The organism is Nocardia coffeae, from assembly GCF_019890715.1.
GTDB classification, from domain to species: domain Bacteria; phylum Actinomycetota; class Actinomycetes; order Mycobacteriales; family Mycobacteriaceae; genus Nocardia; species Nocardia jiangxiensis.
In genome coordinates this window covers 458,037-476,973 of the sequence record NZ_JAINZY010000005.1, presented here as the reverse complement: position 1 = coordinate 476,973, position 18,937 = coordinate 458,037, and the positions used below count along the sequence as shown (strand labels likewise).

The window sequence follows — 18,937 nt, the reverse complement described above, 5'->3', positions numbered from 1 at the left end:
AGCCGATATGAGCAAGGGCCGCAGCAGGATTCATGCCCGGTCGCGGAGCAGCGCAGGGCGGCTCGACCAGCCGATTACGGCACGCAAACGACTCGACGCCAGGTCACGAGCTGCCATCGCGGACCGCTCGGTCAGCCGAGCATGGCTCGTATCCGGCTCGGTGCGAGATCGCGGGGTTCGCGGCGGTCCCGGGCGTATTCGGTGACCAGGCGCTGGAGCAGATCGTTGATCGGCGTCGGCACCCCGTGCAGTCGTCCGAGCAGGGCGATCTCGCCGTTGAGGTAGTCGACCTCGGCCGAGCCGGTCGCGCGCGCGAGGCTCTGCCACGTCGAGCCGCCGAGCCGGGGCACCCCCTCGATCTGCTGCAACTGCATCCGATCACCTTGCACCACTTCACGTTCCGCCTCGTCGGCGTAGGGGATCCCGGCCGCGGCCAGGACCACCTCGCCCTCGGCTCGGGCGCCGCGCCACAGGTCCTGCGCCGGTTCACCGCTGTCGTCCAGCAGTGCCATCAGGGCGTTGCCCAGATTGTTGAGGAGTTTTCCGTACTTCCAGCGCATCACGTCCTCGACGACCGGGGCCAGGAATTGGCTCGAGGCCAGATGCTTGCCGAATTCGCTTATCGTGGAATCACTTCCGTGCGGGTAGCGGCCGAGCGTCAGGATGCCGCTCATGGGCGCGGTGTGCGAGACCACCACGCCCGGTTCCAGGTGCGTCGCGGGCAGCCACACGCACATCCCGTACACGGTGCGGAAGATCCGCTGCGCGACCCGTTCGTTCTCCACGCCGTTCTGGGCGCACACCAGCGCGAGCCGGTCCGCGGCGATCCCGCCACCGGCCACCGGCGCGGCGGCCCACTGCGTCAGCGCGGCCACGGTGTCCTGCGATTTCACCGCCAGTACCAGCACGTCGTCGGCCCGCAACTCGCCGAGTTCGGCGGCATCGGTCACGGCGTGGACCGGCAACGTCTCGGCGCCCTCGACGGTGACCAGCCGCAACCCGCTGCCGCGCAGCGCCGCCAGATGCGCACCGCGGGCGACCAGCACCACGTCGTTGCCGCCCTGAATCAGCCGCGCGCCGATGACACCGCCGACCGCACCCGCCCCGATGATGATGTATCGCATACCGGCGATGCTATGTGCGATCGGGCTCCGGGGCAGATCCGGCCGGGTATTCGGTCGCGAGACGGCGACGGCTATTCGGCTGAGGCACTGTCGCGTTCATGCGTCGCCGGCTGCGTTCGGCGCAGCGACGTCCACGCCTCGAGATCCTCTTCGAGGATCGCGTTGAGGTGCCGCATGGTCCCGCGGGCGAGTGTTCTGCGGTCGGCTCCCTCCGCCCGACGCAGTTCCGTGGTCCGCAGCAGGGCTTGCAGCTGGCCGAGAATCACGCTGCGCTGCACCCACATCTCACGATGCCGATACAGGCCGTCCCACGCGGTGAGCACCCCGATCGAGGCGGCCAGGCCGGTGCTGGCCAGGCCCAGCCACGGGGCATCGAACACGGCCACCGCAGCGCCGACCACAGCGATCAGGCCGTTGGCGACCGCGGTCCACACGACGACGCGTTTGGCGCGGGTCTTCACCACCACGCGGGAGCGCTGGTACTCGTTCCGATAGAACGTCAGGTAGTGGAGGCTGATCTCCAGCGTGTCGGCTCCCTCCGGCGGAGGCTCGGGGCTGTGCAGCCCGGAGGAGCGAGCTCTGCGCGGCTCACCGTCGGGCCGGCGAGTCTTGAACATGTATTCCCTGTTCAGAAGAGTGACACCGTACTGTAAGGTGGACTGAAAGTAGCACAAATGGTTGCATTTGGGTGGCATTCGCAGCTACCCTGATTGTCGACGCATTTGTGGTGAGGCAGGCTCACCCATCGAGGATTGTGAGGCCGATGAGCGCACCACACGAAGCCGTCGCCAGTCATGCGCAAGCGTCTCGGCTGCCCACGTCGGAGCTGACAGGTCAGCTCGTACACAATCTGGGTCCGACCCTCGTCGCACTCGTCGCCAACGTGCGCGATCGCAAACTGCCCTACAAGTGGTCGCAGACGGACGGGCCGCGTCCCCGCGATGCCGCACTCACCCGCCTACAGGTGGCCCACCGCTGTTGGAGCATTCTGTCGAGCACGGAAAGTGCGGATGTGGCGCGAGCGTGGTTCATCGGCGCGAACCCGCACCTGGAAGAGGACTCGCCCGCCATCGCGATCCGAGACGGCCGATATCGCGAAGTGATCACTGCGGCAGTGGCATTCGCGGACCGCTCCGGCGACTGACGAACACCCCGGATTCCCCCTTCGATACCATCCCTCTATCGGTGTCGACTCGGATGAAGGGGGAATGGTGGTGTCCGTCAGCGATATCCACTCCGGCGCCGGTACGAATCGCAGATGTCCCAAGACGGGCCTGGCGCTCGTTTCCTCCTCCCGCCGTGAGGTATTCCGCCTCGCCAAACCGGTGTACGGCCCGCTCAATCCGCTCAGGCGCGTCCCGTCCGGTCCGGAGGAACGAGAGGACTGGAACAGATACGACGTCGAGGGGCAGCAGACCGTCTACGCCGCCGGCACGATGGAGGGCGCCTACGGTGAGCTGCTGGCGCCGTTGCGTCCCAAGCTGCCGCGGCGGGCGATGGCGTATTTCGATGATGTGAGCGATGAGGACGAGCTCGAATCACTGATCCGCGAGGAATGGCGCAGCTCCGGATACCGCTCCCCCGGCGAGGTCGACCTGATGTGGCTGACCGAACTGCGGCTGTATCGAATCACCCTGCCCGCCAGGGGATGGTTCATCGATATCGAAGCCGCGGCGAGCCTTTCGGCCATCAGCACCACGTACGCACCGAGAACGCTCATCGAGCGCGGAGTCACCGACCTCACCGTCGCCGAGTTGCGCGGCCCCGCGCGCTGGCTCACCACCGCGATCGCGAACTCCATCTGGCCGGTGACCCTCTACGACGGGACGCTCGCGCACGGCGTGATGTTCGGATCGCGATACGGCAGCGAGTGGACCTGCTGGGCCGTCTGGCTGCGCCGATCCAGGCGATCGCGCCCGAAAGGTCTCATCACCACCGCCGACGACGGCACCGAAGTCCTGCAACCTGCCCTCAATCCCCCGCTGGAGGCGATTCTGTCGGCCTACGGCCTGACCGGAACCTGGTGAGAGTCAAGAGGTTTCGGGTGGCTACTGCTCCGTCGTCGCCGCCTCGGCCCGTTGTCGTAGCTCGGTGAGACCGGAGGCCAGATCCTCGGTGGTGCCGGGACCGACGACGCCGGACAACCGATCCGCGGCGAAGGCGGGGAACCTGCGCAACGCGTCGGTGGCCGGCTGCCCGGCGCGGTAGGCATCGCTGAATCGCAACTGCCACAGGCCCGCTGCGATCTCACCCGTGCGCCCGGCCTCCGGGCGTGGCAGATATCCGGCGGCATCATCGGTGACCGCGGCCCAGACATAGCCCACCACAACGGAATCCAGCCGGACCGGCAGATATCGGACCGGTGCGTCGGTCTCGGACGCGTAGTTCTCCAGCGGGGCACTCACCAGTGGACCCCAGCCCTGCTCGCGGTCCACCGGTGTGCCGTCGGGATAGGTGCCGTCCTGGATCAGCGGGCCCTCGCCCAGCGGCGGTCCGTCCGGATTGAGTTGCTCCCACAGCCAGGCCAGGCTCGGCGATTCGACCGGACTGCTCTGCGCCGGAACGGTTCCGGCGACCGCGTCCTCGGGTGCGCCGATCCACCGCTCGATCGCGGCACGCGCGCTCAGCCCGGCCGCGGCCGACTCGCTCAGTCTCGCCTCCCAGGCGATCAGGCAGTCCAGATCGTCACCGGCCACGGCGAGCCGGCGCTCGAAACCCGCGGCATGCTGGTCCGGGGACGCCCATATGCAGCCGATCACCTCACCGCGCCGGTGTACCGGCAGATAGACCACGGGTCGCCGCGTCCAATGGTGATAGCCGGGGGGTGTGCTGCTGGTCATCGGTACACGATATTCAGATGTACGCGGTCCTGCTCGACACCGCTGCGGAGGAGCATATTTCGCACGCAGCACGTGACCACCCGATGCGCGGGTCGTGATCGTCGCGTACCCGGGCCCACTGCTGCGGCATGGTGGGTGTGCGGGCGAGGTCGGGTCCGGTACTTCCGTCGCCGTGGATCGCGATTCCGCCGGTGCGTGCGGTACTCGGCGTCTGCGCGCTGTGCCGTGGCCGCAGTCACGGCGGACCGGGCGGCGACGAGGCCATCCCGCACCGGAGCGGTCACCCCGGCGGACCGTACAGGCCGAACGCACCGGCGCCACTCATACCGAGACGGCCGAACTTCGGCAGATGCGCGAAATCCACCGCGACGATGCCGCCGCGACGCGGGACGGTCGGATCGGGCGGGTCGATGCGGTCCGGATCACGGAGCCAGGCAGCGTCCGGGCTCGGCCGCCACCACTGCTTGCCGTTCCGGGCGGTGTAGAACTCGCGCCCGTCGGGCTCGCGCCGGAATCGGCGGCCGTCCCGGTATCGGTGGTGCTCGACGCCGTCCACACTCCGGTGGTACCGCCCGCCCGGTCCGACGCTGTAGACCTCGCCGTTCGGATCATCCCGGTACTGGGTGCCGTCCGGGCCGATCCGGTAGACGGTCCCGTCGGGCTCGCGGGGGAACCGGAAGCCGTTCTGCCCCAGAGTGGATTCGTGCGGGATGAGCCGGTATTCGATGCCGGGCAGCGGTTCGGGCAGCTTCCCCTTGCCGTCGTGCGGATTCTCCAGCAGCAGCCCGGTGGGCGTGCCGGAGTCGTCGTGTTCGACGCCCAGCACCGCGTACGCGTGATCGCCCACCAAACCCGGTACGGCGGTGGCGTTCGAGGGCTCCTGCCCGAACATCCGCGTGGCGACGACGATCGTGGTGCCCCGGCGCAGCGCGAAGTCGATCCGATGACCGACCGTCCGGGCGAGGTGCCGGTAGGGATCGGACAGCATCCGGCCCTCGGCCGGTCCGTCGCGCACTTCGCGGTACACGTCGAGCAGGATGTTCTTCTCCGACTCCCAGCGTCCCGGGAACCGCTCGTCGAGGTATGCACGGAAACCGTTGGGGGACAGCAAGTCCCTGGCCTGCATGAACTGTTTCCAGAGCGCGGTCCGGGCATTGCGATCGGACGGGTGCGCGGCGCGCAGTTCGTTCGAGAAGGCCGCGCGCTCCTGTTCGGTCCTGCGTTCCAGGTCGCCGTAGCTGTCGGCGGCCGCGCGGACGAATTCCGGGTCCGCGCCCTCGCCCAGCAGTTCGGCCAGATCGGCGGCATCCAGCCGCAGCGGATTGAGGAAGGACTCGTCGTCGATATCGCGCACGGGCTGTGCGCGGCCGTCCTCGGACAGGTAGAACCCGGCGTGCAGATGCCGGGTGAGGTCCAGGCCGCCACCCTCGGTCAGCTTCCGGTAGCCCTCGTCGCCACCCAGCCGATCCGCTACGGCCTTCTCGATCATGCTCGGCCACAACGGTTCCCCGGGCTCGTGGCCGATATAGCGCGCGGTCTCGGTGCCGGGCGCGAGGTAGATACTCTTCTCGACCCGGACCCATTCGTTCTTCCCGTCGACGCGCAACCGGACGCTGACGGTGCCGTCACCGTGATCGTGCAACATGGCGCGAATCGCGTGCGGGTTGCGGTGGGCCATCGCCTTGAGCGGTGCGACCAGGTTGCAGTCCCCGACCGCGCCCTGCCGTGCATCCTCGGGGCGCGGCCCGTACGGGCCGAACAGATCCTCCGAATGCCGTTCGGCGAGTGGAGGTACCGGGTGCACGACGTCGTCGGGGACGTTGTGGATCGCGTACCACGCCGAATCCTCGGGGCTCTTGATCAGGCGCCACAGCCGGGGGCCGGCCTTGGCGGCCGAGGTGCTGCCGTAGGCGATGCGCACCGCCTTCTCCACGTTCCCGGCACCGATGCCGAGTATCCGGATCTCACTCGGCACGTTCCAGCTCAGCGTGCCGCGAGTGGAGAATGCGTCGGGCACGAAGGTGAATCCGTCGGCCATGTCCACCGACACCCGCATGTCCAGCTGTCCGGCCGGGCCGTCGAACCGGTAGTAGGGCCGTCCCGAGGACGGGACGACGAATTCGGCCTCCGCCTGTCCGGTGGTCGGCAACTGCGACATCTTGCCGACGAGATCGATGAGGGTGAGCACCGGACCGGATTGCGGCTCGTCACCCGCGGAAATCGGTACGGGGACGACCGGGAGCAGTTGCCGCTTCCGTTCGGGGGTGAGGTTCTCCAGGCGCTCGTGCTCGGCCAGAACCGGCGGCTCGAGTCCGCTGCGGTCGTACCCGGTTCGCGGCGGGTCGGGAACATCTTTCGCGCCGAAGACGTCCGGCCGTGCCAGGGTCTGCTGCAGATCGCCGAAGTAGGTATCACTGTCCTCGGGCTCGAAATCGGTTGCGGTCCGGTCGGATTCGGATGCCGCCGGATCTGTGCGCGCATCCGTCGCGGACGACGCGGTGTGCTCGACCCCGGCGGGCGAGGTGGCGAAACCCATCCGCGTCGTGACGGGGAAGTCGGCCCCGTACAGGCCGTGGGCTCCCGCGCCGCTCAGTGCGAGCGTGTTGAACTTCGGCAGATGTTCGAGTCCGACCGTGAGCAGGCCGCCGCGCATCGGAATGGTCGGATCCGGCGGGTCGACCCGGAACGGGTCGAGGAACCACGCCGTACTGCCCGCCGGTCTTGTCCACTTGCCGCCGCTCGCGTCGGTCAAACGTCCACCGCCGCCGGGCAATTGCAGATATCGGGTGCCGTCGGGCATCGTGGTGTGCTCGATGCCGTTCGGATCCCGCCGGTATCGGATTCCGGTCGGACCGTAGGCGAATCGAGTGCCGTCCGGATCCACGCGGTACCGGGTGCCGTCCGGCTCGCTGCCGTATTCGGTGAACGTGCCATCGGCATGGTGGACCCGGCGAGACCCGCCACCCGCGTTCGGCCGATACTCGTCCTCCCGGACGTCGAGGCGATATTCGATGCCGGGGGCCGGAGCCACGAAACTCCGGTTGTTGTCGTGCGGATTCTCCAGGACGAGTCCCACCGGCCGACCACTCGCATCGCGCTCGACCCCGAGCACGGCGTAGTAGTGATTGCCGAGCAGCCCCGGCACCGAGCTGCGGTTCGCGTACACCCCGCCGAACAGGTCCGTACCGAGCACCGCGACGGTGCCGCGCCGCAACGCGAAGTCGATTCGCTCCGCGGTGGCCCGCGCGAGCGCCCCGGCACGGGAACCGAACGCCCGACTCTCCGCGCCGGCAATGCGGAAATCGCCGTATGCTTCGCCGAAATACTGTGTCAGAGCAGCTTTTTCGACGTCCCACTGATCCGGGAAGAGCTCGTCGAGGTAGGCGCGGAAACCCGGCGCCGAGTATCGGTCCTCGGTGCGCATGAACTGCTCCCACGCGGCGTCGCGGGCGGCCGGATCCTGGTGGTTCCGGGTGATCTCCTCCCAGCGCGTGGTGCGCAGGCCGTCCGCGACGAGGTACCAGCCGTGCACGGTGTCGGCGATCGCGCGGGAGAATTCGATATCGACCTGCGGCGCGGCATGATTCGCCACATCCGAGCGCACACTCGAACGCAGCGCATAGTCGGACACCAGCTCGTGCAGGGTGTCGACGTCGAATCCCAACGGGTTCAGGAAGTTCCAGTCGTCGACGTAGTGCACCGGCTGATGCACGCCCCCGGCCCCGACGCGGTGGAAACCGCGACCCAGGCGCGCGGCCGCCTCGGCGGACTGGACTCCGACGATCCCCTCGTATCCGTCGTCCGCACCGAAGCGATGTGCGAAAGCCTTCTCGATCAGGCTGGGCCACAGGGGTTCTCCGGGCTCGTGCGCGACGAAGGACGCGGATTTCGTGTTCGCGTCCACGGGCACCGTCATCGGATGGCGATCCCAGACCGGCACCTTGCCGACCATCAGTCGGACGCTGACGGTTCCGTCGCCGTGATCGTGCAGCATGTCCATGATCGCGTCCGGATCGTGTTCGGACAGCCATTTGAAGGGTGCGATCAGGCCGCAGTTGCCCAGGCCGCCCTGCCGCGCGTCCTGCGGCATCGGCCGCCCCTGCGGCCCGTAGAGCGGTGAGGTTCGCCGATCGGCGAACTGCGGCGGCTTGCCCACGACGTCGTCGGAGGCCGAGATGTGAGTCCAGCCCGCGACTCCGGGATATTTCACCGATCGCCGCATGCCGGTTCCGGAACGCACCACCACCGGCGCGCCGTGCGCCAGGGTCAGCGGAGCCCACTGCCCCTGATCGTCGCGGCCGAGGATGCGCAGGCGCGCGCCAGGCTGGGCACGCCAGCTCAGATGGCCGGTGACGCCGCCGGGGCTATCGGGCTGGAAGGTGAAGTCCTTCGCCAGGTCGGCGGGGATGCGGTAGGTCGGGCCGTTGGTGCGGATGGTCTCGTAGTAGGCGGGGGCGTCGTGCGGGCGGCGCAGGGTCGCGCGCTCCGTGCCGATGGCGGGCAGCAGCGACGTCCTGCCGTTCTGGTCGACGATCGTCAACTTGTCGAAATGCCGGAACGGGACCGTCACCCGCACCGGGACCACCGGGAACGACGCGGCGATCTGCTCCTCGGTCAGGTTCTCCAGGCGTTGGTCGGCGGGCAGCGGGCCGGGGCGCTCGAGCTGCGGATGCGCCAGGTCCGGGCGGCCCGGTTGCGGCGTGAAGTCGCCGGACACCGGTTCGTCGAGCAGGTCGAGCAGATCCGCGCCGAAGTAGGTGTCGCCGCCGGTCGGCTCGAATTCGGTTGTACCGGGCGCGGATTGCTGCTGCGACGACTGGGGGGCGGTGTTCGCGGCGGAGGTGTCCATCGTGGGATGAACGGTCGGCGGGGCCATCTGCGGTGCGGGAAGGCTTGTCGGCGAAGCTGTTTCGTATGCTGTCGCGGCGGCCTGGGGCCCGTACAACCCGTAGGCGCCCGGCCCGTCCATGCTGAGGCGGGTGAACTTGGGCAGATGTTCCAGTCCGACCGCGACGACCCCGCCCCCGGGCGGAGAGGCCATATCCGGCGGATCGTCGAATTCCGGAGCGGGCGAGAACTGGGTCTCGCCGGGACTCTTGCGGTAGGTGGTGCCGTACCAGTTGGTCCAGTACTCGGTGCCGTCCGGCGTGCGGCGGAATTTCTTGCCGTCCGGATGGGTCCGGTACTCGGTGCGGTCCGGGGCCGTGCGGTGCCGGGTGCCGTCCTGGTCGAGCCGGTAGAACGTGCCGTCCGGATCGCGGCGGTCCTGGCTGCCGTCCGGATGGATGTGCGAGACCGTGCCGTCGGCCTCCTCCTGCCGCAGTGAGCCCGCGCCGTCGGGGGTGTAGCCGGTTCCGCTGGGGGCCAGGCGATAGTGGATGCCGCCGACCGGAGTGGGGTAGAGCCGGTTGTCGTCCCACGGGTTGTCCAGCAGCAGCCGCACCGGGGCGCCGGTCTCGTCCCGCTCGACCCCGAGCACGGTGTAGGAGTGCCCGCCGACGAGACCGGGGACCCTGGTGACATCCTCCGTGGTATCGCCGAACCGGTGCGTATCGATCGTCACGCCGGTGCGGCGGCGCAGCGCGAATTCGATCTGCCGGGCGACGCCCTGGGCCATCGGATGATTCCGGGCAATCCAGCGATCCTCGGGAAGACCGCTGTACGCATCGGCGAAATAGTCTCGCAGCAGGTCTTTTTCGGTCGCCGCACCCTCCGGGTACAGCTCGTCCAGATACGTCCGGAAGCCCTGCGGTGAGCGCAGATCCCCGGTGCGCAGATACTCCTCGTACGCGGCGTCCCTGGCATCGTCGTCGTCCGGGTGGGCGGCCGAGAGGTCCTGCCACTTCGACTCACGCCCGGCGAGACTTCGCCGGTTCCACTCGTCGAAGGTGCCGACGATCCGGCGCACGAATTCCGGATCCCCGTCCGAGCCCAACACATCGTGCAGGGTGTTGGCGTCGATCCGCAGCGGATGCAGGAAGTCCTCGTCGTCGATGCTGCGCGCCGGCTGATCGAACCAGTCGCCCGCGCCGCGGTGTGCGTGCGCGCCGAGCATTCCCGCCGCTATACCGGGGCGAATGCCCTCGGTGAAGCCGTGGTAGCCGTCGCCGTTGTTGAGCCGGACCGCATACGCCTTCTCGATCATGCCGGCCCACAACGGCTCTCCCGGCACGTGCTTGGCGAAGTACCCCGCCGTGGTGCCCGGAGTGAGGTAGATGCTCTTGTGGACGCGAACCCATTCGAACGCGTCACCGATGCGGAATCGGACGCTGACGGTGCCGTCGCCGTGATCGTGCAGGATCTGCCGGAGGGATTGCGGATCGATTCTGGCCCTGGCGCGCAGGCCGGAGAGCAGACCACAGTCCCCGGCCCCGCCCTGGCGCGCATCGCGGGCCTGTGGTCCGGCCGGACCGAACAGGTCCTCGCCGGTCCGGTCGGCCAGCGTCGGCAGCTCGGGAAGTACCGCGTGCGGCGCGTTGATCCGAACCCATGCGCCCTGACCGGGATGGGTCACCCACCGCCACGGGCCGTCGCCCGGCCTGGCCACGAGCTTGTTGCCGAAGGGCACCTGGAGGGTGAACCGCTGTCCGGCGCTGTCGTAGGCGGTGAATCGGACCTCACCGCCGGGCGCGTCCCACTCGAGCCGGTCCGGCTGTCCGGCGGATCCGGGGTGGAGGGTGAAACCGTCGGTCAGCGACGCGGGGAGGCGGACGGTGCGGTCCGGGAGGAGGATCTCGTACTGTGCGCCGGTCGGGTCATCGATGTAGGTCGCTTCGGCGGTGAAGGTCGCCGGAAGTTCGTGCGTCACACCGTTTTCGTCGACCAGGACCAGCAGATCGCCGCCGTCGTCCGCGGTCTGCCGGACCGGTTCGACCGGGACGCCGGGCACCGGCAGCAGCGTCTCGCGTTGCTGGTCGGTGAGGTTCTCGAAGCGTTCGTGCTCGGCGAGGGTGGGCGGTTCGAATCCGGTGCGGTCGATGTGGGTGTGCGGTAATTCCGGGCCCGGTGCGCCGTGGAAGTCGACGCCGAGGACCTCGCCCAGGTAGCCGAGCAGGGTGTCCTCGGATTCCGCTGTCGCAGTCGCGGTTTCGGCAGGCCCGTAGAGACCGTGCGCGCCGGGACCGCTCACCGCGAGCGTGGTGAATTTCGGCAGGTGGGTGAGATCGACCGCGACGACGCCGCCGCGGCGGGGAAAGGTCGGGTCCGGGGGATCGGCGCGACGCGAGTCGGGTACCCACCCGGAACCGTTGGGCACCTTGCGGATTCGACGGCCGTCCACGGTCGTCCCGTACTCGTTCCCGTCGGGGGTGCGCCAGTACCGCGCGCCGTCCGGATAGGCGATGTGCAGGACGTCGTCCCGGCTGTGCGTGTAGTACCGGGTGCCGTCCGGGTCGAGGGTGTAGGCACTGCCGTCCGGATCCCAGCGATGCTGGGTGCCGTTCGCGCGGGTGCGGTATTCGGTGCCGTCGGGGGCCTTGCGATAGCGCTCACCGGTCGTCTCGGCGGGCTCGGGATCGAGACGGAATTCGACGCCGCTGCCTGCGGCGGGGCGCTTCGGATCGCGGTTGTGGTCCTGCGGATTCTCCAGCAGGAGCCGGACCGGTCTGCCGGTGTCGTCGCGTTCGACCGCGAGGACCGGGTAGGCGTGCGAATCGAGCAGGCCGGGTACCGCGGTCGCGCCCTCGATGCCGTCGCCGAATCGGTAGGTGCCCACCAGTACCGTGCTGTCGCGCTGGAGCGCGAAGTCGATCCGGGCGGCGATCGCCTGCGCGGCGACCTCATGATTCGACCGCAACGATCGCTGGTCGGCGTCGCCACCGTATACGCCGCTGAAATATCTTGTCAGAGCGTCTTTTTCAGCGTTCCAGTGATTCGGGTGGCCGCTCAGGGCCCGGTCGAGGTAGGCGCGGAACCGCTCGGCCGTCTGATGGGGGTACCGGCCGTTCGCATGGGGGTATTCCGCCGCGAGGTAGCGGGTCCACTCCTCGTCCAGCGCGGTCTGGTCCGCCGGTGAGCCGCTCGGGTAGCGGTCCGTGAGTTCGTGCCACGCCGCTACGCGCCGCGTCTCACGGTCCTGCTCCCAGGCGTCGTAGCTCTCGGCGAGTTCCCGGGCGAACTGGGGATCCGCACCGGGAAGTTCCGCACGCACCAGATCGTGCAGGGTGTCCACATCGAATCGCAAAGGGTGCAGGAAGACTCGGTCGTCGACGCTGCGGACGGGCTGCCGGGATGCGCCGTCCCCGGTGCGCAGCCCGTCGATGCCCAGGCGTTCGGCCGAGGCGACGGTGTCCTTCGCCGCGAGTTCGTAGCCGTGATATCCGTTGCCGTCGTTGAACCGGAGGGCGTACGCCTTCTCGATCATCGCCGCCCACAACGGTTCTCCCGGTTCGTGACCGGCGAAATATCCGCTGTCGCTGCCGCGTCGCGCGTAGACGGACTTCTCCACGCGAACCCATTCCGGTGTGCCGCCGACATCGAAGCGCACGCTCGCCGTGCCATCCCCGTTGTCGTGCACGATCTTCCGGATCGCCGCCGGGTTGCGGGCGGCCAGATGTTTGAGGCGGCCGATCAGGATGCAGTCACCGGCCCGGCCCTGCCGCGCGTCCTCCGGTCGTGCACCGTTCGCCCCGAACAGCGGATCATGGTGCCGCGCGGAGAGTTCGGGCGCTCTGCCGAACAGCCCGGCGGGCGCGGTGACCTCGACCGGAGCCGAATCTCCCGGACGTTTCACCGACCACGAGGACTCGCCCGACCGAGTGACCACGACCGGACTGTCGTGCCGCACACCGAGCATGGTGACCTGGCCGTGCTCATCGGAACCCAGGAAGCGGACCTCGCCGCCCGGCACGTTCCACCGCAACCTGCCCAGCGTCCGGGAACCCCGCGGCGACCGGTAGGTGAAGGTCTGCGAGTCGATGAATTCGCTGGGGATGAGCATGGCCGGTTCACCCGTGAGGTGAATCTCGTAGAACTGCCGCCCGGCACGTTCGACCGGTCTGGCGGGCACCCGTCCGTCCGAGCCGGCCGGCAGCGTCCGGGTCCGCCCGTCCCGGTCGACGAATGTGATCGCCGCGCCGTCACGATCGGTCCGCAGCCGACGCAGGGTGATCGGGACGCCCGGCGTCGGCAACAGCTCCCGCTTCCGCTGCGGCGAAAGCTGTTCGTGGCCTTCGGCATCGAGGAGTCGATCGGCATCGATCAGTGGCGGCGGAGTCGATTCGGTGTGGTCGACATGCGCCCGAACCTGGGCGCCGCCGAACTCCGTGCCGAGAATATCCAGCAGGTCGTGCCCGAAATAACTCTCGCCCTCCCCCGGCTCGAACGACGCCGCACGAGTGGATGCGGCTGCCGACGCGGACTCCGCGAGGGGCTGCCGGTCCTGCCCGATGCCCGGCCCCTCGTCGGTCTCATCCGCGTCACCCACGTGCCGTGTGGGACCGACCGGCATCCCGTCCGCGCCGTAGAGGACCGCACGCACGCTCGCCAGCTCTCGTTGCGGCAGCGGCGGGAACTTCTGTCGCACACCGATTCCCGGATCGTCGACGGAGACGACCCCGTCATCGTCGACCAGCAGATACGCGTGCGCACCGACGCCGTATTCATCGGTGGTGGTGTAGGTGTCCACGACCAGAGCGGTGGCGCCGGAGCCGAGGCGATCGAGCTCCCGGGCCACGGCCGCATGATCCGCGAACGATCGCAGGGGGGCGCCGGCACGGCTTTCGAGCTGGGCGCGCGTGACACCCGCGAGTCCGGCCGGCCTGTCGAACAGTGTGACGACAGGACTTCCGGTGCGACGCTTCAGTTCCGCAACGGCCAGGGGAGCACAGTTGTTCCGCGACGCACCCGGACCGGTGTGCGGCGGTGCCGCCACGCCGGTGCCGCCGATCCGCGAATTCGACGCCTGGGCATCGTGCCGCACGGGTGCGTGCGCGACGCTTCCATCGCCCTGTGCCGGCCCGGCCCTCCCGGCTGCCGCCAGGAGGTTCCGCGCCCCGCGGTCCGGCCGCGAGAATTCCCCGGCAGCCGCATCCGGGCGAGCGACCGCACGGGTCGGTTCAACGCGCTTCGGCTTCACCACCGACGGCGAACCGGCCGCATGCCCCGAGACCCCCGTTTGCGATCCATCCAGCGCTGTCGCGCCCCGGGCGACGGGCTGTGCGTACATGGTGACCACGGACGAATCCAGATGCGGTGCAGCATGTTCGGTCATCGATGCCGGGGCGTACAGATTCACCCGCCGCAACCCGCCCTCGCCGATGCCGGACCGGCGCGCGTCGACGAACGCGGAGACCTCGGCGGCGAGCCGCCCCGGCCCCTCCTGCACCGGCGCGGAGAACACACCGGGTAGCAGGAGTGCGGGCAGGTGAGTGGCCCGACTCTCGTCCTCGCCGATTCGGACCAGCATCGCATGGCCGGGCTGTCCGGCCCGAGTGCGCGATGCATCCGGTTGCACGACAAGGGATATCGCGCGATTCAGCGGTTCGGTCGAATTCTGTGTCCGAGCGTCCCAGTGCACGGTGGCCGCGGCGTGCACAGGGCCGATACCGATGGTCGCGGTGCGCTGATGCCCCGATATGTCCTGTTCGAACGACAGCAGGTGCACCTCGGGCGGCTGCGCACCCGCCTCGCGGGCGGTGAACGCGGCCTCGAGATCCACGGCGTGCAGATCGGCCAGGGTGTTGCGCAGGTTCCGCAGTCGGCGACGCTCGGCCCAGGACAGCGACCGTGCCTCGGCGAGGGCCCTGAGGCGGGCGATCTCGAGCTGGACATATTTGCGGTTCAGCGTGTCCCGAACGGACGCGGGAATGCCGTCGGCGCCGCGCAGCTCCGGATGATCGGTCAGCAGGCCGAGTTGGTATTCCGGCGCGAGATCCCCGAAATGCAGGTTTTCCCACCAGGTTCGGCCGTGCTCGCGCCACCATGCCGCCCGGTCCCGCGCATTCGGCTCGATAGCGTCTCGACTGCCGGGCAGCTGGGGCGGAACGATGCGATCGTGCGATCCGGTGCTCTCGGGGTGCGCGAAAGTACTATCCTGCCAGGACGTTCGGATGGTTCCACCGGCCAACTCCGCGCGCCACGCGTCGAGGTCGGTTTGCTGTTCGGTCACGGTCGCGCGGATGTCCTGCACCGCCTGGCGCATCGTATCGCCGTGCACCGCTGCGGGTTTCGAGAGAATGTCCTCCCGCCGGGCAACCGCGTGCTTCGTCGCATCGAGCAGGATCTGCTGACGGTCCAGGTGAGCGCGCTGGCGTCGGGGTTCGTCGAAGCGATCCCGCGGCCGGTTGTCGTGCCCGAGCCGCTCGAAGCCTTCGGCGAGGGAAAGCCCCTGCCGCCGCAGCCAATCCAGGTAGAAGTCGTTGATCTCCGGGCGCGGCAGGTAGTGCCCGCTGCGATCGGTGAGCAACGTCAGCATTCCATCGCGAGCCCCGATCTCGCCGGCGGCGGTGACGGTGCGCCCGCCGAGGAACGAGGAATGGTGCAGCACACCGGCTTCCGGAGGCGCGGCATACAGGTTGCCGAATTCGTCCGCTACGAAGATCGCCCGGCCGGGGGCCGGACCGTGCTCGTAGGTGATCCGGGTGGTGTCGAAGGCGCGGCCGTCCGAGGCGCGGAACAAACGCCCGCCCGGTCCCACGAAGAGCCGGTACTGTTCGAGTTCCTCGGCGTCCAGGTACCGGACGGCGGTGTCGAGCGAGCTCTCGGGCAGCCGCTCCAGCTGCCGTGCGTTCGCGACGGGATCCAGCGTGGCGTGCACGGTCATCGGCCGGGTCTCGCCGAGATGCTTCTTCTCCAGCGTCGCGCCGCCGAGCAGCGGGGTCTGTGGCGAGGCCAGGACGCGATCCAACGGCGCGGGGATCCGGTCGCGCGGCACCACCTCGGCCGAGGAGGCGACGAGTTCGGACCGGCTCGGATCGGACGGAGTGGTGAACAACCCGCCGACCTCGGTCACGCCGATCTCGTAATCACCGTCGGCCGTGCGCCGCACGAAGACCGCCTGCGCCTGCGGCGTCCCGAGCATCGGGATCACCTGCCCGTCCGGGCGTACGCTCATCACGTTCTTGTGCAAGGCTTCCGCGGCCAGCCGCAGCGGCGCCTCGGCATCGGCCGTCTTCCCGAGCGCGGCGGGGCTCGCCGCCATGAGCCGGCGCGAACGCGTCATCCACTCGTCGAAATCCTGCCGACGCCGCTGCTCGCGCTGCCACTCGTCGGGGCCGATCCCGCCCTGATCCCGCTCCTGGTCGATCTCCTTGCGCCGACGGGTCTCACGCAGTTCCGAACTGTCCAGATGCAGGCTCACATCCATCCGGACGAAGCGCGCCGACGGAAGTCCCACGATCCGCGCCATGGCGGCGAACACCGCGTCCTCGCCCTCGCGCACCGGCTCCCAGCGCGGCGGCATCCGCAGCGAATCATGCTGTGCCCCGGCGGTATCGGCCGCGGCGGGCAGATCCCGCGGCGGTGAGAATTCTGCTGGAGCCTCGGGCTGTTGCCGGTCGTCCATGCCGATGCGCGGTCCGTCGGCGGCGACGGCCGTGGGGGGTTCCAGCCGCGCGTGCAGGACGGTGACTCCGTCGGGGTCGCGTGCCACCCCGACGATCCGGTAGTTCGTGCCGCGCGGCAGGACGAGTTCCTGCTGGCTCGGGTAGACGCCATCGTCGCCGATGTACGCACCGCGCGCGCCCGGCGGCACGATCAGGTCCATCCGGTACGTGGCGGAGGGATCGCCGGTACCCACCGACGTGGACATGAAGCCGAGTTCGTGCTGCGGGACGTTGAGGACGCTGCCGTGCTCGTCGGTGGCGAGGAAGTCGATATCCGCGAGCTGGCGCACGAGACGTACCGGCTCGGTCAACGGAAGCAGATGCGCGGTCGCCTCGTCGAGTTCGGCGATCTGGTGACGGATCGTCCCGGCCCCGAAGGCCCGGCCGAAATACTCCAGATGGTTCTGCGAGATCTCCGCGAAAAGTTCTGCGTCCCTGTCGATCCGCTCCCATCGAGCCTGCGGCCTCGGATCCTCCAGAACCGTGTTCAGCGTGTGCAGCTGCGCGATGTCGTCGCTGGTTCGGGGGCCCTCGGCGAGCAGTTGCTCGCGTCGAGCGAACAACCCGGACACGTCCGGCGCGACACCGTAGGGCCCCGACAGCGTATGCAGAATCTCGCTGCTCTCCCGCAGCCGATCGACCCAGGCGTCGATGTCGGCATCCGATCCGATGGTCCGCAGCACACTGTTGACCAGGAACGATTCCTCGTAGGCCCGCAGCGCGGCGCGTTGGGACTCGGGCAGTCGATCCCAGAGGCCCAGCCGTTCCCGGGCGAATGCCGCACCCGCCTCGTCGGTGTCGAAGCGGCGGATGCCGTCGGGGTCGACATGTCCCAGGGGGTGCGCGGGATCGGTCGCCGGATCGTCGGGGTTCGGGACCGCATGGGCCGGATGGCCGTCGGGTGTGTACAACACGGCGCTGGTGGCCGCGAGATCGCGGCGGGGAATCGGCGGAAACGCGTGCGCCACATCGAATCCGGGATCGACGACGTCGATCGCGCCGTTCTCGTTGACCAGCAGGTAGGCGTGCGCCCCGATCCCGGCGTCATCCGTCGTGTGGTAGTCGTCCACGACCAGGGCGAGATGGCCGTGGCCGAGCGTCAGCAGCTGATTCGCGATGGCCGCGTGATCATCGAACGGCTGCAGCCACGCCCCGGCCGCATGTTCGATCTCCGACCGGCTGATGCCGTCGAGCCCGAGGGGAACCGTGATGAGCCGGGCGATCGGGCTGTCGGTGCGGCGGCGCAGTTCGGCGATGGTGAGCGGACCGCACAGGTTGCTGTGCCCCGCGGAGGGACCGGGCAGGTCACCGCGGGCACGCGATCCGGACGCATGCGACCTACTGCCGTCCGGTCTCCCCGAGTCGGTTCGACCGGAACGGCCACTGCCCGAACGGTTCCGGCCGTATCCCCCGAACACGGACGACCCCGCATCGCGCCGACCCGGCCCGGTGCGATCTCCCGGCGGGAGATTGCCCGCCGCGTCGTTCTCGTCTCCCTTTGCCGCAGCGGCGATATCGGCCGGGCCGTAGAAGCCGTGCGCACCCGCGCCGCTCATGCCGATGGCCTTGAACTTCGGCAGGTGCGCCAGATCGACCGCGACGACGCCGCCCCGGCGCGGGATGGTCATATCCGGCGGGTCGGTGCGGAGCGGATCCGGGGACCACTGCGGGGCGCCCGGCCGTTTGATCCATGTGGCGCCGTTCTTGTCGGTCAGGAATTCGCTGCGGTCGGGGGCGCGGCGGATCCGGCTGCCGTCGGGGAATGCCATGTGCTGTACGCGATCCCGGGTCTGCGCGAAGCGAACCCCGGTGGGTGCGATGGCGTAGACGGTCCCGTCCGGATCGCGGCGGTACTGGCCGCCGTCCGGGCGCAGGCCGTATTCGGTGTAGGTGCCGCCGGGCCGTCCCGACTCGTCCAGCACCGGCACCCGGCGATACCGGTTGCCCTCGGCGTCCGGGGTGTACTGCGTGCCGCGCGGGTCGAGCCGGTATTCGATCCCGGCGACCGGAGTCCGATAGACCCGGTTGGCGTCCCACGGCTGGTGATCCCACGGATTCTCCACCAGCACGCGGGCCGGCTCGCCGGACTCGTCGTATTCGACCGCGTGCACGGCGTAGACGTGGTTACCCGCCAAACCCGGTACCGCGGTGCGATTTTCGGTGCCCGGTCCGAACGTGTGCGTGGTGAGCGTCACGGTGGTGCCGCGTTGCAGCGCCCACTCGATCCGCCGCCCGATGGCCTGCTTGGCGACCGCGAAATCGTTCGACAACCGGCGATGCGTCGGCCCGCCGGTGTGCAGTGCGCTGAAATACCCTGCCAGGGCGTCTTTTTCGGCATCCCACCGACCCGGAAAACGCCGGTCGAGATCGGCGCGGAAGCCCGTGGGCGTGCCGGGATCGCCGGTGCGCGTGAACTCCTGCCACGCGAGGT

General features: G+C 69.2%; 6 protein-coding genes (1 of these 6 running past the window's edge). 2 read left to right on the top strand and 4 right to left on the bottom strand.

What is annotated here, in order from left to right; translation table 11 throughout:
- Positions 1–131: 131 nt before the first annotated feature.
- Together K7711_RS21665 and K7711_RS21660 are read right to left on the bottom strand one after the other, a co-directional pair.
- A complete protein-coding gene (locus K7711_RS21665) occupies positions 132–1,124 on the bottom strand; it encodes a ketopantoate reductase family protein (protein ID WP_222971225.1) in 993 nt (330 codons plus the stop codon).
- Positions 1,125–1,195: 71 nt separating this feature from the next.
- Complete coding sequence (locus K7711_RS21660) at positions 1,196–1,741, bottom strand: SLATT domain-containing protein (protein ID WP_222971224.1); 546 nt, start codon at positions 1,739–1,741, stop codon at positions 1,196–1,198.
- A gap of 146 nt (positions 1,742–1,887) precedes the next feature.
- Between K7711_RS21660 and K7711_RS21655 the strand changes: the two genes are divergently transcribed.
- Positions 1,888–2,268: a hypothetical protein gene (locus K7711_RS21655; RefSeq protein WP_222971223.1), complete on the top strand. Its 381-nt coding sequence runs from the start codon at positions 1,888–1,890 to the stop codon at positions 2,266–2,268.
- 70 nt (positions 2,269–2,338) lie between these two features.
- On the top strand, positions 2,339–3,151 hold the full coding sequence (locus K7711_RS21650) for an RES domain-containing protein (protein WP_222971222.1): 813 nt from the start codon (positions 2,339–2,341) through the stop codon (positions 3,149–3,151).
- A 21-nt stretch (positions 3,152–3,172) separates the two neighbouring features.
- On the opposite strand, the gene K7711_RS21645 is transcribed toward K7711_RS21650, so the two are convergent.
- Together K7711_RS21645 and K7711_RS21640 are read right to left on the bottom strand one after the other, a co-directional pair.
- Positions 3,173–3,964 (bottom strand): hypothetical protein, encoded by a 792-nt coding sequence (locus K7711_RS21645; protein ID WP_222971221.1) that lies wholly within the window; start codon positions 3,962–3,964, stop codon positions 3,173–3,175.
- Positions 3,965–4,244: 280 nt separating this feature from the next.
- Positions 4,245–18,937 carry the 3' end of a C2 family cysteine protease gene (locus K7711_RS21640; protein WP_222971220.1) on the bottom strand. The gene runs 19,291 nt beyond the window's last position, so the window shows 14,693 of its 33,984 coding nt (coding positions 19,292–33,984); its start codon lies beyond the right edge, outside the window; it ends in the stop codon at positions 4,245–4,247.